The organism is Cellulomonas sp. SLBN-39, assembly GCF_006715865.1.
In the GTDB taxonomy this organism is placed as follows: Bacteria; Actinomycetota; Actinomycetes; order Actinomycetales; family Cellulomonadaceae; genus Cellulomonas.
This window is the reverse complement of record NZ_VFOA01000001.1, coordinates 4,036,463-4,054,708: the sequence shown is the minus strand read 5'-3', so window position 1 is coordinate 4,054,708 and position 18,246 is coordinate 4,036,463. Positions and strand designations below refer to the sequence as shown.

At 75.9% G+C, this 18,246-nt stretch carries 14 protein-coding genes; 10 read left to right on the top strand and 4 right to left on the bottom strand.

Annotation, left to right across the window (positions count from 1 at the left end):
- Positions 1-167 precede the first annotated feature (167 nt).
- Genes ileS through FBY24_RS18390 form a run of 3 tightly spaced genes read left to right on the top strand, consistent with a single transcriptional unit; the run spans position 168 to position 5,429 of the window.
- Positions 168-3,401: an isoleucine--tRNA ligase gene (gene ileS, locus FBY24_RS18400; RefSeq protein ID WP_142162808.1), complete on the top strand. Its 3,234-nt coding sequence runs from the start codon at positions 168-170 to the stop codon at positions 3,399-3,401.
- Positions 3,398-4,777, top strand: coding sequence for a folylpolyglutamate synthase/dihydrofolate synthase family protein (locus FBY24_RS18395; RefSeq protein WP_142162806.1), 1,380 nt, complete (start codon positions 3,398-3,400; stop codon positions 4,775-4,777). Before ileS ends, FBY24_RS18395 begins: the two co-directional genes overlap by 4 nt.
- Complete coding sequence (locus FBY24_RS18390; protein WP_142162805.1) at positions 4,770-5,429, top strand: helix-turn-helix domain-containing protein; 660 nt, start codon at positions 4,770-4,772, stop codon at positions 5,427-5,429. The genes FBY24_RS18395 and FBY24_RS18390 overlap by 8 nt, the downstream gene beginning before the upstream one ends.
- A gap of 55 nt (positions 5,430-5,484) precedes the next feature.
- On the opposite strand, the gene FBY24_RS18385 is transcribed toward FBY24_RS18390, so the two are convergent.
- From FBY24_RS18385 to FBY24_RS18375, 4 genes are read right to left on the bottom strand one after another with little or no spacing between them, the layout of a single operon-like run.
- On the bottom strand, positions 5,485-6,501 hold the full coding sequence (locus tag FBY24_RS18385) for an NAD-dependent epimerase/dehydratase family protein (RefSeq protein ID WP_160158534.1): 1,017 nt from the start codon (positions 6,499-6,501) through the stop codon (positions 5,485-5,487).
- Positions 6,498-7,226 (bottom strand): hypothetical protein, encoded by a 729-nt coding sequence (locus FBY24_RS19070; protein WP_160158533.1) that lies wholly within the window; start codon positions 7,224-7,226, stop codon positions 6,498-6,500. The genes FBY24_RS18385 and FBY24_RS19070 overlap by 4 nt, the downstream gene beginning before the upstream one ends.
- Positions 7,223-10,648, bottom strand: a complete 3,426-nt coding sequence (locus tag FBY24_RS18380; protein ID WP_142162801.1) for an aminotransferase class I/II-fold pyridoxal phosphate-dependent enzyme — start codon at positions 10,646-10,648, stop codon at positions 7,223-7,225. The genes FBY24_RS19070 and FBY24_RS18380 overlap by 4 nt, the downstream gene beginning before the upstream one ends.
- Positions 10,641-12,002 (bottom strand): polyketide synthase, encoded by a 1,362-nt coding sequence (locus FBY24_RS18375; protein ID WP_160158532.1) that lies wholly within the window; start codon positions 12,000-12,002, stop codon positions 10,641-10,643. Before FBY24_RS18375 ends, FBY24_RS18380 begins: the two co-directional genes overlap by 8 nt.
- 377 nt (positions 12,003-12,379) lie before the next feature.
- Between FBY24_RS18375 and dhaK the strand changes: the two genes are divergently transcribed.
- The 7 genes from dhaK (at position 12,380) to ndk (ending at position 18,222) form a co-directional block, all read left to right on the top strand.
- Positions 12,380-13,375 carry a dihydroxyacetone kinase subunit DhaK gene (dhaK, locus tag FBY24_RS18370; RefSeq protein ID WP_142162797.1) on the top strand — a complete coding sequence of 332 codons (996 nt, stop codon included), beginning with the start codon at positions 12,380-12,382 and terminating at the stop codon, positions 13,373-13,375.
- Positions 13,376-13,420: 45 nt separating this feature from the next.
- Positions 13,421-14,062: a dihydroxyacetone kinase subunit DhaL gene (gene dhaL / locus FBY24_RS18365; RefSeq protein ID WP_142162795.1), complete on the top strand. Its 642-nt coding sequence runs from the start codon at positions 13,421-13,423 to the stop codon at positions 14,060-14,062.
- A gap of 28 nt (positions 14,063-14,090) precedes the next feature.
- Positions 14,091-14,813 carry a dihydroxyacetone kinase phosphoryl donor subunit DhaM gene (gene dhaM / locus FBY24_RS18360; protein WP_142162793.1) on the top strand — a complete coding sequence of 241 codons (723 nt, stop codon included), beginning with the start codon at positions 14,091-14,093 and terminating at the stop codon, positions 14,811-14,813.
- A 59-nt stretch (positions 14,814-14,872) separates the two neighbouring features.
- Positions 14,873-15,493, top strand: a complete 621-nt coding sequence (locus FBY24_RS18355; protein ID WP_142162791.1) for a TetR/AcrR family transcriptional regulator — start codon at positions 14,873-14,875, stop codon at positions 15,491-15,493.
- A 101-nt stretch (positions 15,494-15,594) separates the two neighbouring features.
- Entirely contained in the window at positions 15,595-17,304 is a 1,710-nt protein-coding gene (locus FBY24_RS18350) for an MDR family MFS transporter (protein ID WP_142162789.1), read from the top strand.
- 15 nt (positions 17,305-17,319) lie between these two features.
- Positions 17,320-17,712, top strand: coding sequence for a DUF4233 domain-containing protein (locus FBY24_RS18345; protein WP_255432552.1), 393 nt, complete (start codon positions 17,320-17,322; stop codon positions 17,710-17,712).
- A 75-nt stretch (positions 17,713-17,787) separates the two neighbouring features.
- Positions 17,788-18,222, top strand: a complete 435-nt coding sequence (gene ndk, locus FBY24_RS18340) for a nucleoside-diphosphate kinase (RefSeq protein WP_140460414.1) — start codon at positions 17,788-17,790, stop codon at positions 18,220-18,222.
- The last annotated feature ends 24 nt before the right edge of the window (positions 18,223-18,246 follow it).

The window sequence follows — 18,246 nt, the reverse complement described above, 5'->3', positions numbered from 1 at the left end:
GAACCGGACGGGGCAGGCCCGTCACAGCCGCAGGCGAGAGGTCGGGCGCACCGTGCGCCCGGCAAGCGAGGTGGTACCGCGGTGCCGTCCGGCCGGTCCGGGCGTCGTCGTCCTCGTGGTCAGGTGAATCACCCGCGCAGCTGCGCGAGAGACCAGGAGCACCCACCGTGGCGTACCCGCTGCACCGTCCCGGGCAGACCGTCCCCGCGTCCCCGGAGCTGCCCGCGCTCGAGGCCGACGTGCTGGCCCACTGGGCGGCCGACGGCACGTTCGCCGCGTCCGTCGAGCAGCGCCCCGCGGGCGAGGACGGCGCGAACGAGTACGTGTTCTACGACGGCCCGCCGTTCGCCAACGGCCTGCCGCACTACGGGCACCTGCTGACCGGGTACATCAAGGACGTCGTGCCGCGGTACCAGACGATGCGCGGGCGCCGGGTCGAGCGCCGCTTCGGCTGGGACACCCACGGCCTGCCGGCCGAGCTCGAGGCCGAGCGCGTGCTGGGCATCACCGACAAGGCCCAGATCGACGAGATGGGCATCGCCGCGTTCAACGCCGCGTGCCGGGAGTCGGTGCTGACGTACACCCAGGACTGGGAGGAGTACGTCACCCGCCAGGCCCGCTGGGTCGACTTCGAGAACGACTACAAGACGCTCGACCCGACGTTCATGGAGTCGGTGGTCTGGGCGTTCAAGCAGCTGTACGACAAGGGCCTGGCCTACGAGGGCTACCGGGTGCTGCCGTACTGCTGGCGCGACGAGACGCCGCTGTCGAACCACGAGCTGCGCATGGACGACGACGTCTACGCCTCGCGCCAGGACCCCGCGCTGACGGTGGGGCTGCGCCTGGCGACGGGCGAGCTGCTGCTGGTCTGGACGACGACGCCGTGGACCCTGCCGTCGAACCTGGCCGTGGCCGTGGGTCCGCAGATCGAGTACGCGGTCGTCGAGCCGGCCGCGGACTCGCCGTTCGCGCAGGCGCACCCCGGCGAGCGGGTCGTGCTGGCCGCGGGCCGGGTCGGGGCGTACGCGCGCGAGCTGGGCGAGGCGACGGTCGTGGCGTCGCTCACCGGTGCGGACCTCGTGGGCCGGGCGTACACGCCGCCGTTCGACTACTTCGCCGGGCACGACAACGCCCACGTGGTGCTCGCGGCGGACTTCGTCACCACCGACGACGGCACGGGCGTGGTCCACCTGGCGCCCGCGTTCGGCGAGGACGACATGCACGCGTGCGACGCGGCGGGCATCACGCCCGTCGTCCCCGTCGACTCCAAGGGCCGGTTCACCGCGCAGGTCGCCGACTACGAGGGCCAGCAGGTCTTCGAGGCGAACAAGGCCGTCATCGCCGACCTCAAGGCCGGCACCGGCCCGCTCGCGCGCGTCGACGAGGCCCGCCGGTCCGTGGTCGTGCGGCACGAGACGTACGAGCACTCCTACCCGCACTGCTGGCGGTGCCGGAACCCGCTGATCTACAAGGCCGTGTCGTCGTGGTTCGTGCGCGTCACCGCGTTCAAGGACCGCATGGTCGAGCTCAACCAGGGCATCGAGTGGATCCCCGGGCACATCCGCGACGGTCAGTTCGGCAAGTGGCTGGAGAACGCCCGCGACTGGTCGATCAGCCGCAACCGGTACTGGGGCACGCCCATCCCCGTGTGGGTGTCGGACGACCCCGCGTACCCGCGCGTCGACGTGTACGGCTCGTTCGCCGAGCTCGAGGCCGACTTCGGCCGCGTGCCCACCAACGAGGCCGGCGAGCCCGACCTGCACCGCCCGTTCATCGACGACCTCACGCGCCCGAACCCGGACGACCCCACGGGCCGGTCCACGATGCGCCGCATCCCCGACGTGCTGGACGTGTGGTTCGACTCGGGGTCCATGCCGTTCGCGCAGGTGCACTACCCGTTCGAGAACCGCGACTGGTTCGAGCACCACTACCCGGGCGACTTCATCGTCGAGTACATCGGGCAGACCCGCGGCTGGTTCTACACGCTGCACGTGCTGGCCACCGCCCTGTTCGACCGGCCCGCGTTCCGCAACGTCATGTGCCACGGCATCGTGCTGGGCGACGACGGCCGCAAGGCCAGCAAGTCGCTGCGCAACTTCCCCGACCCGCAGCTCATGTGGGACCGGTACGGCTCCGACGCGGTGCGCTGGTCGCTCATGTCGTCGCCGATCCTGCGCGGCGGCAACCTCGTCGTCCACGAGGAGGGCATCCGCGACGGCGTGCGCCAGGTGCTGCTGCCGCTGTGGAGCACGTACTACTTCTTCACGCTGTACGCCGGGGCCGCGGACGAGGGCCGCGGGTACGCCGCGCAGCGCGTCACGCCCGAGCGGGCGGCGGGCCTGCCGGCGATGGACCGGTACCTGCTGGCCCGCACCGGGCGGCTCGTCGAGACCGTCGCGGCACAGCTCGACGCGTACGACATCTCGGCGGCGTGCGAGTCCGTGCGCGAGCACCTCGACGTGCTGACCAACTGGTACGTGCGTACCCAGCGCGACCGGTTCTGGTCGGAGGACGCCGACGCGTTCGACACGCTGTGGACGGCCCTGGAGACCCTCACGCAGGTCGCCGCGCCGCTCGCGCCGCTCGTCACCGAGGAGGTCTGGCGGGGCCTGACCGGCGGCCGGTCGGTGCACCTCACGGACTGGCCGACGCATCCCCTCGTCGACGACGACGCCCTGGTCACGGCGATGGACGAGGTCCGGGCCGTGGTGTCCGCCGCCCTCGGCCTGCGCAAGGCCCACCAGGTGCGCGTGCGCCAGCCGCTGCACCGGCTCACCGTCGCCGCCGCCGAGCCGGGCGCGCTCGCCCCGTGGGCCGACCTGCTCGCGGCCGAGCTCAACGTCAAGGCCGTCGACGTGGTCGAGGCCGACGCCGCCACGGCCGAGCGCTTCGGCATCACCCAGCGCCTGGCCGTCAACGCCCGCGCCGCCGGCCCGCGGCTCGGCCGCGGCGTCCAGCCCGTCATCCGGGCCGCCAAGGCCGGGGCGTGGCGCCTCGACGGCGAGACGGTCGTCGTGACGACGGACGACGGCGACGTGCCGCTCGAGCCGGCCGAGTACGAGCTCACCACCGTCGTCGGCGGCGACGAGTCCGACGCGTCCCTGGCCGCGACCGTGCTGCCGGGCGGGGCGTTCGTCGTCCTCGACCTCACTCTCGACGACGCGCTGCTCGCCGAGGGCTACGCCCGCGACGTCGTGCGCGCCGTGCAGGACGCGCGCAAGGCCGCCGGCCTGCACGTCTCCGACCGGATCGACCTCACGCTGACCGTGCCGCACGCGCACGTGCCCGCCGTCGAGGCGTACACCGACGTGGTCGCCGCGGAGACGCTGGCCGCGACGGTCACGGTGACGGCGTCCGACGCCGCCGAGCTGGCCGTGCACGTCGAGCGGAGCGGCGCGTGAGCGCCCGCGGCGCCGACCACCGGCGCGACGAGGGCGCCCGCGAGGCCCGCGTCGCCGCCGACGAGGTGTACCGGGCGATCGTCGCCCGGGCGCCCGAGCACGACATCGACCCCACGCTCGACCGCGTGCGCGAGGTGCTCGAGCTGCTGGGCGACCCCCAGCGCGCCTACCGGACCGTGCACGTCACCGGCACCAACGGCAAGACGTCCACCGCCCGGGTCGTCGAGCGGCTCGTGCGCGAGCACGGCCTGCGCACCGGGCTGTTCACCAGCCCGCACCTGAGCCGCGTCACCGAGCGGATCCAGATCGACGGCGAGCCCATCGGCGACGAGCAGTTCGTCGAGCTCTGGCAGGACGTCGCGCCCTACGTGCACATCGTCGACCAGCGGTGGGCCGAGCGCGGGCAGCCGACGCTGTCGTTCTTCGAGGTGTTCACCGTCATGGCGTTCGCCGCGTTCGCCGACGCCCCCGTCGACGTCGCCGTGATCGAGGTCGGGCTCGGCGGGCGCTGGGACGCCACCAACGTCATCGACGCCGACGTCGCCGTGATCGCCCCCGTGGCCATGGACCACGAGCGCTGGCTCGGGCACACCCTCGTGGAGATCGCGTCGGAGAAGGCCGGCATCGTCAAGGACGGCGCGACGCTCGTGCTGGCCGAGCAGACCGACGAGGCCGAGGGCGTCGTGCTCGCCGCTGCCGCCGAGCGGGGCGCGCGCGTGGTCCGCGAGGGCGTCGACGTGCACGTCGTCGAGCGGCAGGTCGCGGTCGGCGGGCAGATGCTCGTGCTGCGCGGCCTCGGCGGCGTCTACGCCGACGTGTACCTGCCGCTGCACGGCGCGCACCAGGCGCACAACGCGCTGCTCGCGCTCGTCGCCGTCGAGGCGCTGCTCACGGGCGGGGCCGCGCTCGACGGCGACGTCGTCGGGGCCGCGCTCGCGGACGTCACGTCGCCCGGGCGGCTGGAGGTCGTGCGGTCCTCGCCGACCGTCGTGGTCGACGCCGCGCACAACCCCGCGGGCGCCCAGGCGCTCGTCGAGGCCCTCGACGAGGCGTTCCAGTTCCAGCGGGTCGTCGGCGTGGTCGGCGTCATGGCGGACAAGGACCCCGAGGGCATCCTCGCGGTGCTCGAGCCCGAGCTCGCGGAGATCGTCGTCACCCAGGCCGGCACCGACCGGGCCCTGGACGTCGACGACCTCGCGGCGATCGCGGTCGACGTGTTCGGCGAGGACCGCGTGCACGTCGTGCACCGCCTCGACGACGCCGTCGAGACCGCGGTCTCGCTGGCCGAGAGCGAGGTCGAGCGCGGCGCCGCCGTGCTGGTGACGGGGTCGGTCCTCCTGGTCGCCGAGGCCCGCGTGCTGCTCGGCCGTGGCTGAGACGACCACCGCGGCCGGCCCGGCCCCCGGGGCGCACGACCCCCGGGGGCGGGCCGCCACCCGCCGCGAGCTGCTCGAGGCCGCGTACGCGGAGTTCCTCGAGGCCGGGTACCTGCGCACCACGATCGCCGCGGTGTGCACGCGTGCCGGGTACACGCGCGGGGCGTTCTACTCCAGCTTCCGCTCCAAGGAGGAGCTGGTCGCCGCGCTGTACGCCAGCGCGAACGCCCACCAGGTCGCGCGGATCCGCCGGGCCGTGCTGGGTGCGCTCGACCGGGCCCCGGCCGGGGCGACCGCCGCCACGGTCGTGCCCGCGGCGTTGCGCGAGCTCTCCGGGCGCGTCGGCGCGGAGGCCCGGTGGTTCGGCATCGTCACCGAGCTGCGCGGCGTCGCCGTGCGGGACGACGCCGCGCGGGCGGTGCTGCTCGACGCGCAGGAGGACCTGTACGCGGGCCTCGTCGCGCTCGTCGAGGAGGTGCTGCACCGCACCGGCTCGACGCTGGACCTGCCGGTGCGCGACGTCGTGGCCGTGGGCGTGGGGCTCTACGAGCGGGCGTTCGCCGTCGGGGACCCCGACGACGACGCCACCGCGGCGGCTGTGGCGCAGGCCACCGACACGTTCGAGGCCGTGCTGCGCGCCGTCGCCCGCTGACGCCGGGCGTCGACCTCCCGCGCACCGGGCGTCGGTGCGCCCGTGCCCGGCCGGCTCACGTGCGGCGGTCCGCCGCGTGCCGCGGCACCGCCGTGCCCGGGCCGGGTACCGCGCCGGCGGCGAGCGCCGCCACGTCGTCGGCCGTCAGCGGGGGAGCCGTCCAGCCCAGGGAGCGGATCAGCGCGTCGCCGACGACCTGGTCGCGCTCGACCTGGTACATCATCTCGACCTGCTCCCGCGCGGGCCGGCTCACCAGCGCCGCCGCCCGCACGACCGGGGCCCGCAGGGCCCGCAGCCGCACGGTGCGCCCGTCCCCGCGGGCCCGACCCAGGGCGGCGGCCAGCGTCCGCCCGGTGACGGGCTCGACCACCGGCAGGTGCAGCACCCGTCCCGCCCGCAGGGCCGGCTCGTGCGCGACCCGGACGAGGGCTGCGGCGACCTCGGGCGTCGCGGCGAACGTGTGCACCGCGTCGGGGGAGCCCAGCCACGGCAGAGTCGGCCGGGCGGCCCGCGTGGCCGCCACCACGGCGTCCCACGGCAGGACGGTCGTGGCGGCGCCCGGGCCGAGGAAGTCCGCGGCCCGGCACACCACCACGTCGAGTCCCGCCCCGGCGTGCCGCTCGAGCACCCGCCACCCGGCCAGCCGGGCGGCACCCTTGCGGCTGCACGGGGCGAGCGGTGCCTGCTCCGTGAGCACGCCGTCGGCGGCGCCGTACACGTAGACGTTGTCGAGGAACGTCAGCGGCAGTCCGAGGTCGGCGCACGCACCGGCGACCGCGTCGACGAGCGGGACCCACCCCGCCTCCCACGTGCGCGCCGCGTACGGCAGGCCGAGGGTGGCGACGACGGCGCCGCATCCGGTGAGCGCGGTGCGCAGCGCGACCCGGTCGTACCGGGGGAGGGTACGCACCGTGATGCCGGGCGGCGCGGCCGGGGGTGCCGAGCGCCCCACGGCGACCGCGGGGAGCCCGGCTCGGGTCAGCTCGTCCAGCACGAGCGACCCGACCTGCCCCGACGCGCCGACCACCGCGGTCGGCGCGCCGGGCACGACGCGCACGGGGTGCACGCTCACGGGCGTGCCCCCACGAGGGCCCGCCCGGCAGCGGCGGTGGGCGGGGCGTCGGCGGTGAGCGCGACGGGCGGCGCCTGGTCGCCGCGGACGTCGGCCCGTGCGTCGACGGGCGCGACCAGCGCCACCCGCACGCAGACGGCGCGCAGCCGGCCGCCGTGCCGCACCAGGTGCAGCCCGACGCCGTCGCCCGGCACCACGGGCCGCCCGTCCGTGCCGAGGGCGACGAGGGGCTCGCGCTCGTGCGGGCGCAGCAGGTCGGCGCGGCCGGCCTTGACCGCGCACTCCAGCGCCGTCCACGCCCGGACCCGGTCCCACGGCGTGCGCAGCGCCTCCCGCTCGGCGGCCGTGAAGGCGTCGTCGAGCACGGCGTCGACCTGCGCCCACCGGTCCAGCGCGCACGCGTCGACCACCACGGCGTCGGGGGCGACCGCGACGTACGTGCGGCCCGCCTCGTGGGACGCCGAGACCCCGACGCGTCCTTCTCCGACCGGCACCACGTGCCGCCCGGGTGCCAGGAGCGTCCCGACGAGCGCCTCGACGCGCGCCCCCCCGGGTGCGTCCGCGTGGACCACGCCGTCCGCCGCGCCGTCGTCGCGGACGGCGCGGACGGCTGCGGCGACGGCGGCGCGGACCTGCGGGTCGGCCCGCCACGGCGTGCCCTCGGGGAGCACGACCACCTGCACGTCCGTGCCCGGCACGCCGACCGGGGCCGCGCCGGCGCTCACGCCGGCACCCCGGCGGTCAGCACAGTCTCGACCGGCACCGTCTCGACCGGCGTCGTCTCGACCGGCGTCGTCTCGACGACCGCCGCCGTGGCCGGCGACGGCACCGGCGCCGCGAGCGGCACGCCGGCCTCCTGCAGGCACCGGGCGGTCACGTCGAGCGCCCGGTCGAGCTGGTCGTGCGTGTGCTCGCTGGTGAGGAAGAACCGCAGCCGGGACTGGTCGTCCGGCACCGCGGGGAACACGATGGGGTTGGCGCTGACGCCGTGCTCGGCCAGCCCCCGGGCCACCGCGACGGCGGCCTGCGACTCCCCGACGATCACGGGCACCACGGGCACGCCCACGGCGGGGCCGACGTCCATGCCGCGGGCGCGCGCCCCGGCGAGGAAGTGCTCGGCGTTGCCGCGCAGCCGGGCCAGGCGCTCGGGCTCGTCGCGCATCACCTGGATCGCGGCGAGCGAGGCCGCGGTGTTCGCCGGGGTCAGCCCGGCGCTGAACACCAGCGCCGACAGCGTGTACCGCAGGTGCTGCACGAGGGACCGGTGCCCGGCGAGGTACCCGCCGCAGGAGGACAGGCTCTTGGACAGCGTGCCCATGAGCAGGTCGACGTCCCCGGGGTCGACGCCCAGCTCCTCGCAGATGCCGCCGCCGTGCGCGCCGAGCACGCCGACGCTGTGGGCCTCGTCGACCATGAGGTGCGCGCCGTGCCGGCGCGCGGACGTGACGAGCGCGGGCAGGTCGGGCAGGTCGCCGTCCATGCTGAACACGCCCTCGGTGACGACGAGCACGCGCCGGAACCGGTGGCGCCGGGCCCGCAGGGCCTCCTCGACGAGGTCGGCCCGCCCGTGCGGGACGGCGTGCCGGGTGGCCCCGGACGCCGCGATGCCCTGCTGCAGGGAGTCGTGCACGAGCGCGTCGTGGACCACGAGGTCGTCGGGCCCGTACAGGTGCGGCACGATCCCGGCGTTCGTGGCGTGGCCGCCGACGAGCACGACGGCGTCCTGCGTGCCGAGCAGCGCGGCGATCGCCTCCTCCAGCGCGGTGTGCACGGGCCGGTTGCCGGACAGGATCCGCGCCGCCGACACCGAGGTGCCGTACCGCTCCACGGCCTCCTGCGCGGCGGCGACCACCCGCGGGTGCCCGGCCAGCCCCAGGTAGTTGTACGAGCTGAACGAGAGCAGCTCCTGCCCGCCGACGCTCGTGGTCGCCGCCACCCGGCCGTCGTGCGGCAGGTAGTAGGGCAGCCCCGGTCCGCGGGCGGCGTCGTCGAGCCGGGCGACCGTGGCCCGCACCTCGTCGAGGTCGGCGAGGCGCGCGGGCTCGGGGGAGGGGGACGCCGTGACCGGGAGGTCGTCCACCGGCGCCGCAGGGCTCGGAACGGCGGGGCTCGGCACGGCGGGGCTCGGTGCCGCCGCGGCGGCGGGCGCCGGTGCGGCGGACGCCCCGGGGCCGGTGCGGGTCGCCGCGACGACCGCGGCGACGACGTCGTCGACGGTGCGCAGCGTGCGCATGTCGTCGGCGGCGGGCCGCCAGGCCGGGAACCGCCGGGTCAGCGTCGCCGCGACGTTCGTCATCATCAGGGAGTCCAGCCCGAGGTCGGGTCCGAGGAGCGCGCCGCCGGGCAGGTCGTCGGCGGCGTACCCGCCGACCTGCGCGATGCTCGCGCGCACGGCCGCCGCGACGGCGGCGCGGGCGGGGGCCGGGTCGCCCGCCGGGGCGGTCACGGGTCCGGTGGCGGTCGTCCGCCGCGCGGTGGGCACGACCGGAGCGGCCTGGGCGACGGGCGGGGCTCCCGCGGCCGGCGCGAGGGCGTCCGGACCGGCCGACGGACCGCTCGTCGTGGCGTCGCCCGAGGGGCGGGCGAGGGCCTGCGCCAGCACGGCGACCTGCGCGCCGAACAGCGCGAGCAGCTCGGTGGTGCCGGGCACCCCGGCCGGGGGTGCGCCCGTCGGTGCGTCCGCGGTCGTGGTGGTCGTGGGGTTCGTGGTGGGGCTGGTGGGCGTTCCGTGCAGCACGACGGTCTCCCGTCCTTCGGTCAGTGGGAACCTGCTGGCGGTCCCGAGGCGGCCGAGCACGAGGTGCGGGCGCGCGTCGGGGACGGTGAGGACGAGCTCGGCGAGGGCGGCGAGCGTGCCGCCCGTCGAGTCGTCCGGACCCCCGAGGCCGACGGTGCGGACCGTCTGCCCCGGGTGGGTGGCGTGGTGGGTCTCGGTGAACGTCCGCAGCAGCGAGGTGCCCCCGCTGACCTGGACGACCACGTCGGGGGCGAGGGCGGCCGCGGTCGCCGCCGCCTCCCGGAAGCGCACCGGGCCGGCAATCTGCCGGCCGAGCAGCGCGAGGGCGTCCTCGACGTCGTCGACGACGTCCCCGGACACCGACGACACGCACGTGACGTCGCCGCGGGCCGCCGCCGACGGGCGGGCGATGGCGGCGAGCAGGGTGCGCATGGCGGCGTCCGCGGCGGCGTAGTGCGGGGTGTGGAACGCCCCGGCGGTCGCCAGCGGCGTCGACGCGGTGCCGGCGGCCTCGAGGTCGGCGGCGAGCGCGACGAGCGTCGCGAGCGGACCGCCGAGCACGACCTGACGCGGGCCGTTGTCGCAGGCCACGTGCACGCCGGGGTGGGCGGCCACGAGCGCGGCGACGTCCGCGGCGCCGGCGCGCACGGCGAGCATCCCGGTGTCGGGGGCGCCGGTGCGCATGCGCGCGACGCGGTGCCGCACGATCTCCAGCACGGTGGCCTCGTCGAGGATCCCGGCGGCGTGCAGGGCCCCGAGCTCGCCCACGGAGTGGCCGAGCGTCACGGCCGGGAGCACCCCGAGCTCGGCGAGCGCCGCCGTCGTGGCCAGGGCCGTCACGGTCAGCAGCGGCTGGGCGACGGCCGTGTCGTCGACGCCGGTCGGGTCGGCGGCCCGGCCCGTCCAGGCGTCGGACAGGTACCGGCGCAGCGGCGGCGTGCCGGGCCGGTCGGCGAGCAGGCCCTCCAGGCGGCGCACGTGCGCGGCGTACGACGGCAGGAGCCGGGCGAGCCCGGCGTGCTCGCCGGTGCGCTGGGAGCCCTGCCCGGGGTAGAGCAGCAGGACCCGGGCGGGCCGGTCGGCGTGGTGCGTCGCGACGCCGCGTGCGGCGAGGGTCGCCCCGGCGGGGACGGTGCCGTCGCGCACGGCGGCCAGCCCGGCGGCGAGCGACGCAGGGTCGGCGGCGAGCACGACCGCCCGGTGCGCACGCAGGGGGACGAGGCCGCAGCGGGCGGCGACGTCGGCGACGTCCCACGCCGGGGAGGCGCCGGGGTGGCCGGGAAGGGCGGGGTCGGGGCGGGTCACGGCGTCGAGCAGCCGGCCCGCGCGGGCGCGGACCTCGGCGTCGTCGTCGCCGGACAGGACCACCGGGACGGGCATGGGGACGGGCACGGGGACGACGTCAGCCACGGCCGACCACCGCCTCCGGGTGCGCGAGGACGGCGTGGGCGTTGGTGCCGCCGAACCCGAAGGCGTTGACCGCGACGCGCCGGACGCGTGCAGGCGGGTCGCCGGGTGTCGGCACCGCGAAGGGCGACCCGTCCAGCAGCGGGTGCCAGCCGGCGTCGTCGGCGGGCTGCGGCGTCCACCGCCCGTGCCGCAGCGCGAGCAGCACCTTGACCAGCGCGAGCGCGGCCGACGCGGCCATGGTGTGCCCGACGACGGCCTTGACCGAGCCGAGCGGCACGGAGCCGGGCGTCGCGTCGGGCACGACCGCACGCAGCGTCTCCAGCTCGGTGCGGTCGCCGACGACCGTGCCGGTGCCGTGACCCTCCACGGCGTCGACCGGCGGACCGTCGGCACGGGCGGCCCGGACGGCGGCGACCTGCCCGGCCACCGTCGGCGTCATGACCCCGGGCGCGCGCCCGTCGTTGGCGCTGCCGCAGGCCTCGACCACGGCCAGGACGTCGTCGCCGTCGCGCTCGGCGTCCTCGAGCCGGCGCAGCAGCAGCAGGGCGCCGCCCTCGCCGATGACGAACCCGTCGGCGGCCCGCGTGTACGGGCGGCACGCGCCCGACGGGGACAGCGCGCCGATCGCCGAGAAGCCGGCGTGCGCCTCGGGAGTCAGCGCCGTGTAGACCCCGCCGACGACGCACGCGTCGACCGCGCCGGTGGCGAGCATGGCGCGGGCGACGTCGAGCGCGGTGAGGCTGGACGCGCACGCGGAGTCCACGGCGAACGCCGGGCCGCGCAGGTCGAACGCGTGCTGCACGGCCGCCGGGACCATGTTGGGCAGCACACCCGGCATGGTGTGCCCCGTCAGCGGGCGCACGGCCCGCGCACCCGCGGTGCGCACGGCGGCCCGCTCGTCCGCCGTGCCCGTGCCGAGCGCGCCGTCGACGGTCATGGCGGCGAGCAGGGGCGCGGTGCTGACGGCCCGGTAGTCGGTGGAGCTGACGCCGACGACGGTGGCGACGCGGGCGCCGGGTCGGCGGACGTCGGTGCGGGCCCGGGCGAACAGCTCGGCCGCGAGCCCGAGCACGAGGCGCTGCTGCGGGTCCATCCGGCGGGCTCGGGCGGCCGGGACGCCGTGCGCGCGGGCGTCGAACGCGTACGGGTCGGCGAGCGGCGCCATGACGTGCGCACCGGCGCGACGGGCCCCGTCACGTGACCCGGAATCGGGCGGAGGTGGCCAGCGGTCGGCCGGGACGGCGCAGAACTGCGGCTGTGCGCACTGCACCAGGTTCCAGAACTCGTCGAGGTCGTCCGCGCCTGCGCACCGCGCGGCCGCGGACGTGACCGCGATCAGTGTGTGGTTCGACATCATGCCCCCTGAACTGCATCGATACACCGTGCATCGGACGCTAGCAGCAGAAGATGCGCATTGTCATGGGTCGCGCAACAATTCATCAGAGCGTTGCTCTGCGGCCATGCGAAGCCTGTTCCGATCGATCTCAAGAATGTCGACACCGAGAAAGTCAAAAGCGGAGAATAGGGTGGGGTTGTTGTTTGTGACAGTGACGAAGGTCCCCGTCCCCCGACCGCGGCGCTGCACGGACGTGCACCGGGCGGGGTGCGCGTACGGTTGACGACCGTCCAGCAGGGGAGTGAGGTGGTCGTGCACGGACGACGACGTCCGGGCACGTCGCGGGCACGGCACCGGTGCGGCGCCCCGTGCCGCCGACCGAGGGAGGCACGAGAGTGAAGAAGCTCATCAACGACCCGCAGGACGTCGTCGCGGAGTCCCTCGAGGGGTTCGCCCTCGTCCACGCCGACCTCGTCCGGCTGCACGCCGACCCGACCTTCGTCACCCGGGCGTCCGGGCCCGTCGAGGGCAAGGTGGGCCTCGTCAGCGGGGGCGGCAGCGGCCACGAGCCCCTGCACGCGGGCTTCGTCGGGCTCGGCATGCTCGACGCCGCCGTCCCCGGCGCGGTGTTCACCTCTCCGACGCCCGACCAGATCGCCCCCGCCGTCGCCGCGGTCGACGGCGGCGCCGGCGTCCTGACGATCGTCAAGAACTACACGGGCGACGTGCTCAACTTCGAGACCGCCGCCGAGCTCGCCGAGGCCGAGGGCACCACCGTCCGCCAGGTGCTCGTCAACGACGACGTCGCCGTCGAGGACTCGCTCTACACCGCCGGCCGGCGCGGCGTCGCCGGGACCCTGGCGGTCGAGAAGATCGCCGGTGCCGCCGCCGAGCGCGGCGACGACCTCGACGCGGTCGCCGCGGTCGCGGAGCGGGTGATCGCCAACGTCCGCACCATGGGCGTCGCGCTCACCGCGTGCACCGTGCCGCACGTGGGCCGGCCCAGCTTCGACCTGGGCGACGACGAGGTCGAGATCGGCATCGGCATCCACGGCGAGCCCGGCCGGCACCGGGTCGGCCTGGAGGGCGCCGACGCGATCACCGAGCACCTGCTGACGCCGGTCGCCGACGACCTCGGGCTGACCAGCGGCGAGAAGGTGCTGCTGCTCGTCAACGGGATGGGCGGCACGCCGCTGTCCGAGCTCTACGTCGTCTATGGTCGGGCACGCGCGCTGCTCGGCGAGCGGGGCGTCGAGGTGACGCGCTCGCTCGTGGGCAGCTACGTGACGTCGCTCGAGATGCAGGGCGCGTCGGTCACGGTCCTGCGGCTGGACGACGAGACCACCGCGTTGTGGGACGCTCCCGTGCACACCGCGGCGCTGCGCTGGTAGCAGCGGGCATCGCGCACGGGTGGGGACGAGTGCCGGAGGAGACGCATGACGCTGGACGTCGCGTGGGCGATCGACTGGGTGCGGCGCGCCGCGGCAGCGGTCGTCGAGCACCGTGAGGAGCTCGTCGAGCTCGACCGTCAGATCGGTGACGGCGACCACGGGGAGAACCTCACGCGCGGCTTCACGGCGGTGGTCGCCAAGCTCGACGCGCTGCCCGAGCCCCCGGCCCTGGTCGGCGACGTGCTGCGCCTCGTCGCCACGACCCTGATGTCGACCGTCGGCGGGGCCTCCGGGCCGCTGTACGGCACGGCGTTCCTCCGGGCCGCCAAGGTCACCGGTCTGCCCGCGCTCGGGCCCGACGGGGTCGTCGCGCTGCTCGAGGCCGGGCTCGAGGGCATCGTGGCCCGCGGCAAGGCCGTCCCCGGCGAGAAGACGATGGTCGACGCCTGGGCGCCGGCCGTCGCCGCCGCGGTGCAGGCCGCCGAGGAGGGCGCGCCGGCGTCGGAGGTCCTCGGGTCCGCCGCCCGCGCCGCCCACGACGGGGCCCAGGCCACGATCCCGCTGGTCGCGACCAAGGGGCGCGCCAGCTACCTCGGCGAACGTTCGGCCGGCCACCTGGACCCGGGTGCCCGGTCCTCGGACCTGCTCCTTGCTGCGGCGGCGCTGGCCGCGGGTGCGCAGCTGTGACCGAGCTCCGGCCGACGGCTGGTCGGCGATGACGCGCGAGGTGGCGGACGTCGCGCTCGTGCTGGTCTCGCACTCGCGCGAGCTCGCGCAGGGGGCGGCGCACGTGGCCGAGCAGATGGCGCCGGGCGTCCTGGTGGTCCCCGCGGGCGGCACGGAGGACGGGCTGGGCACCAGCTTCGACCGCGTGGAGGAGGCGCTGGGTCGCGCTGCCGACGGCGGGCGGTCCGTGGTGGTGCTCGCGGACCTGGGCTCGGCGGTGCTGACGACGGAGGCGGTGCTCGAGATGACGGACGAGGATCTGGCGGCACGGGTGCGGGTCGCGGACGCACCGTTCGTCGAGGGGGCCGTCGCCGCGGCCGTGACGGCGCACGGCGGCGGCGACCTCGCGGGCGTGCTCGCGTCGGCGCAGCAGGCCGGTGCCGTGTTCGCCGGCTCGGGCCAGGGCCCGGCCCCGGTCGACCCGGAGCCGGCGGCGGGTGAGCCCGACCTCGACGGGGCCGTGCGCGGTCGCGCGGTGCTGCGCAACCCGCTGGGCCTGCACGCGCGCCCCGCGGCCGTGCTGGCGCGGCGGCTGGCGGCCATGGACGCCCGGGTCACGATCAACGGGGTCAACGGCGCGAGCGTGCTCGAGCTCATGAAGCTCGGTCTGGTCACGGGGGACGCGGTCGAGGTCGTGGCCCGTGGTGCGGCGGCCGGTGACGCGGTGGCGCTGGTCGTCGGCGAGGTCGAGGCGGGCTTCGGCGAGGTCTGAGCGGACCTCACCCGAATCTTGCATTGACTGCAAAGATGCAGCGGATGTAACTTTCCCGGGTGACCGGGACCATGGACCTGCCCGCGGCCGACGGGCTGCGGGCGCGGAAGAAGCGCGAGCGGCGTGAGCTGCTCATCGACGTCACGCACCGTCTCGTCGCCGAGCACGGCCTCGACGGCGTCACCGTGGAGGCCGTCTGCGCCCAGGCCGGCGTCTCCACCCGCACGTTCTTCAACTACTTCGAGACCAAGGACGACGCGGCGCTCGGCTTCGCGCCGTTCGCGGTCGACGGCCCGGCCGCCGAGGCGTTCGCCGCGGGCGGGCCGACCAGGCATCTGCTGGCCGACGCCGAGGTCCTCGTGCGCTCCTGGCTCGACGTGCCCGCCGCCGAGCGGGCCCGGTTCGAGCGCGGCCTGGAGCTCGCCCGCCGTGAGCCGCGGCTGCTCGTGCGCCAGATGGCGCTCATGGAGCGGCACAAGGGCGAGGTCGGCGCGCTGGTCGCCCGCCGCCTCGGCACCGACCCCGCGCACCCGGCCGACGTCGTCGCCGGGCTGCTCGTGATGCTCCTGCACGTGTCCGTCATGCGCTCGGACACCACCGGCGGCGACCCCGCCCAGCACGTGGCCGACGTCGCCGACGCCCTGCGCGCCGTGCTGCGCGACGGCCCCGGACCAGGCTGACCCGCACCACGCCGATCCGCCCCACGCGGACCTGCACCACCCGTACGCCCACCCGCCCCGGCAGCGTCGCCGGCCGCACCACCACGAGAGGACCGCACACCATGGCCGGCACCACCACCGCACCCCCGCGCGCCACCGGAGGGGGAGCCGACGCACCGCTCGTCGTGCTGACCCCCCGGACCGTCTGGGTCATCTTCGGCGCCCTCATGGCGTCGATGTTCCTGTCCTCGCTCGACCAGTCGATCGTCGGCACCGCGATGCCCACCATCGTCGGCGAGCTCGACGGCGTCGAGCACCAGGGCTGGGTCGTCACCGCCTACATCCTGGCGATCGCGATCGTCATGCCGCTCTACGGCAAGTTCGGCGACCTGTTCGGGCGGCGCTGGCCGTTCCTCGTGGCGATCGGGCTGTTCACGGTCGCGTCGGCGGGCGCCGGGTTCGCGCAGTCGTTCGGCGAGCTCGTCGCCTGGCGCGCCGTGCAGGGCCTCGGCGGCGGCGGCCTGATGATCCTGTCGCAGGCGATCATCGCCGACATCGTGCCCGCCAAGGAGCGCGGCAAGTACATGGGACCCATGGGTGCCCTGTTCGGCATCGCCGCCGTGATCGGCCCGCTGCTCGGCGGCCTGTTCACCGACCACGCCGACTGGCGCTGGGCGTTCTGGATCAACATCCCCATCGGCATCGGCGCGTTCACGGTCGCGTGGTTCGCCCTCAAGCTCCCCAGCCGCCGCTCGCAGCAGCCGGTCGACGCGCTCGGCATCCTCTTCCTCGTGCTCGGCACCTCCGGCCTCGTGCTCGCCACGAGCTGGGAGTCCTGGAGCGGCCAGCGCGGCTACGACTGGTCCGACACGGGTCTGCTCGCGCTCGTCGTCGGCACGCTGGTCTCCATCGGCCTGTTCGTGCTGGTCGAGACCCGCGCCGCCGACCCGATCCTGCCGCTGCGCCTCTTCCGCAACCGCACCTTCACCATCGCCACGAGCATCGGCCTCATCCTCGGCATGGGCATGTTCTCCGCCCTGGCGTTCCTGCCGACGTTCCTGCAGATGGCCACCGGCGCCGGTGTCACCGAGTCCGGCTTCCTCATGCTGCCGATGATGGCCGGCGTCATGCTCACCGCCATCGGCTCCGGCATCGCGATCACCCGCACCGGCCGGTACAAGGTCTTCCCGGTCGTCGGGCTGGCCGTGACGACCCTCGGCCTCATGTGGCTCACCCGCCTGACGGGCGACATCTCGATGGTGCTGTTCGGCGCCATGATCTTCGTCCTCGGCGCCGGGATGGGCCTGGTCATGCAGACCGTCGTCCTGGCCGTGCAGAACGCCGTCGACCCGCACGAGATCGGCACCGCGACCAGCGCCAACAACTTCTTCCGCGAGATCGGCGCGGCGGTCGGCACTGCCCTGTTCTCGACGATCTTCACCTCGCGCCTCGCCGACGGCCTCGCCGACGTGTTCCCCGCGGGCAGCGGCGCCACGGGCGGCGGGGAGGCGTCGGGCCTGACGCCCGCGCTCGTCCAGCAGCTGCCCGACGCGCTGCGCGACGGCGTCGTCGACGCCTACGCCGACGCGCTCGCCCCCGCGTTCTGGTACCTCGTCCCCCTGGTCGCGCTGGGCCTGGTGCTCGCGCTGTTCCTGCGCGAGGTCGCGCTGTCCGACGTCGCCGGGATGGTCGCCCGCGGCGAGGCCGTCGCGGGCACCGGCCGGGTCGCCGCGACGGACGCGCCGCCGGTCGCCTCCCCGGCCGGTCCGGACGACCTCGCGCAGCCGGGCACCGACGGGCGGGGCGACGAGGTCGGCGCCACGCGCGGCTAGCCTGGGCCGATGAGCATGCACGGCGCCCGCGGCGGTGCGAAGCGACCGGCCCTGCCGCAGTTCACGCAGATGACGCTGGTCCTGGAGGCCGTCCTCGTCTTCTTCGCCACCCTCGTGGCCTTCGGGCTGCGGGTCGCCCCGCCGGCCACGGTGTGGACGATCGGCGGCGTGACGATGCTCGTGCTGCTCCTGCTCTCCGGCTACGTCGGCCGGCCCGGCGGCTACGTCGCCGGGTCGGTCGCCCAGCTCGCGGTGCTCGCGTTCGGTGTGCTCGTGCCGATGATGTACGTCATCGGCGGCCTGTTCGTCGTCCTGTGGGTCGTCTCGCTGCGGCTGGGCGCGCGCATCGACCGCGAGCGCGCGGCCTACGACGCGGCGCACCCCGGCGAGGTCCCGCCGACCGCCTGACCGGGCCCCGGCCGGCCCCCGGGCCGGACGTCCGTCCAGCCCGGGGTCCGCGGCGCCTTCGCTAGGGTGACGCCCATGGCAGACGCACCCCTTCCGCAGCGCACCCTCGTCCTCGTCAAGCCCGACGGGGTCCGTCGCGGTCACGTCGGCGAGGTCCTGCGCCGCATCGAGGCCAAGGGCTACACGCTCGTGGCCGTCGAGCTGCGCCACGCGAGCACCGAGCTGCTCACCGAGCACTACGCCGAGCACGCGGGCAAGCCGTTCGTCGGCGCCCTCGTCGACTTCATGCGCTCCGGCCCGGTCCTGGCGGCCGTCGTCGAGGGCCACCGCGTCATCGAGGGCTTCCGCTCGCTGGCCGGCGCCACCGACCCGACCGTCGCCGCCCCCGGCACCATCCGCGGCGACCTGGCCCGCGACTGGGGCACCAAGCTCATCGAGAACATCGTCCACGGCTCGGACGGGGAGGAGTCCGCGGCCCGCGAGATCGGGCTCTGGTTCCCCGCGCTCTGACCGTCCGCACGACCGGCCGGACCA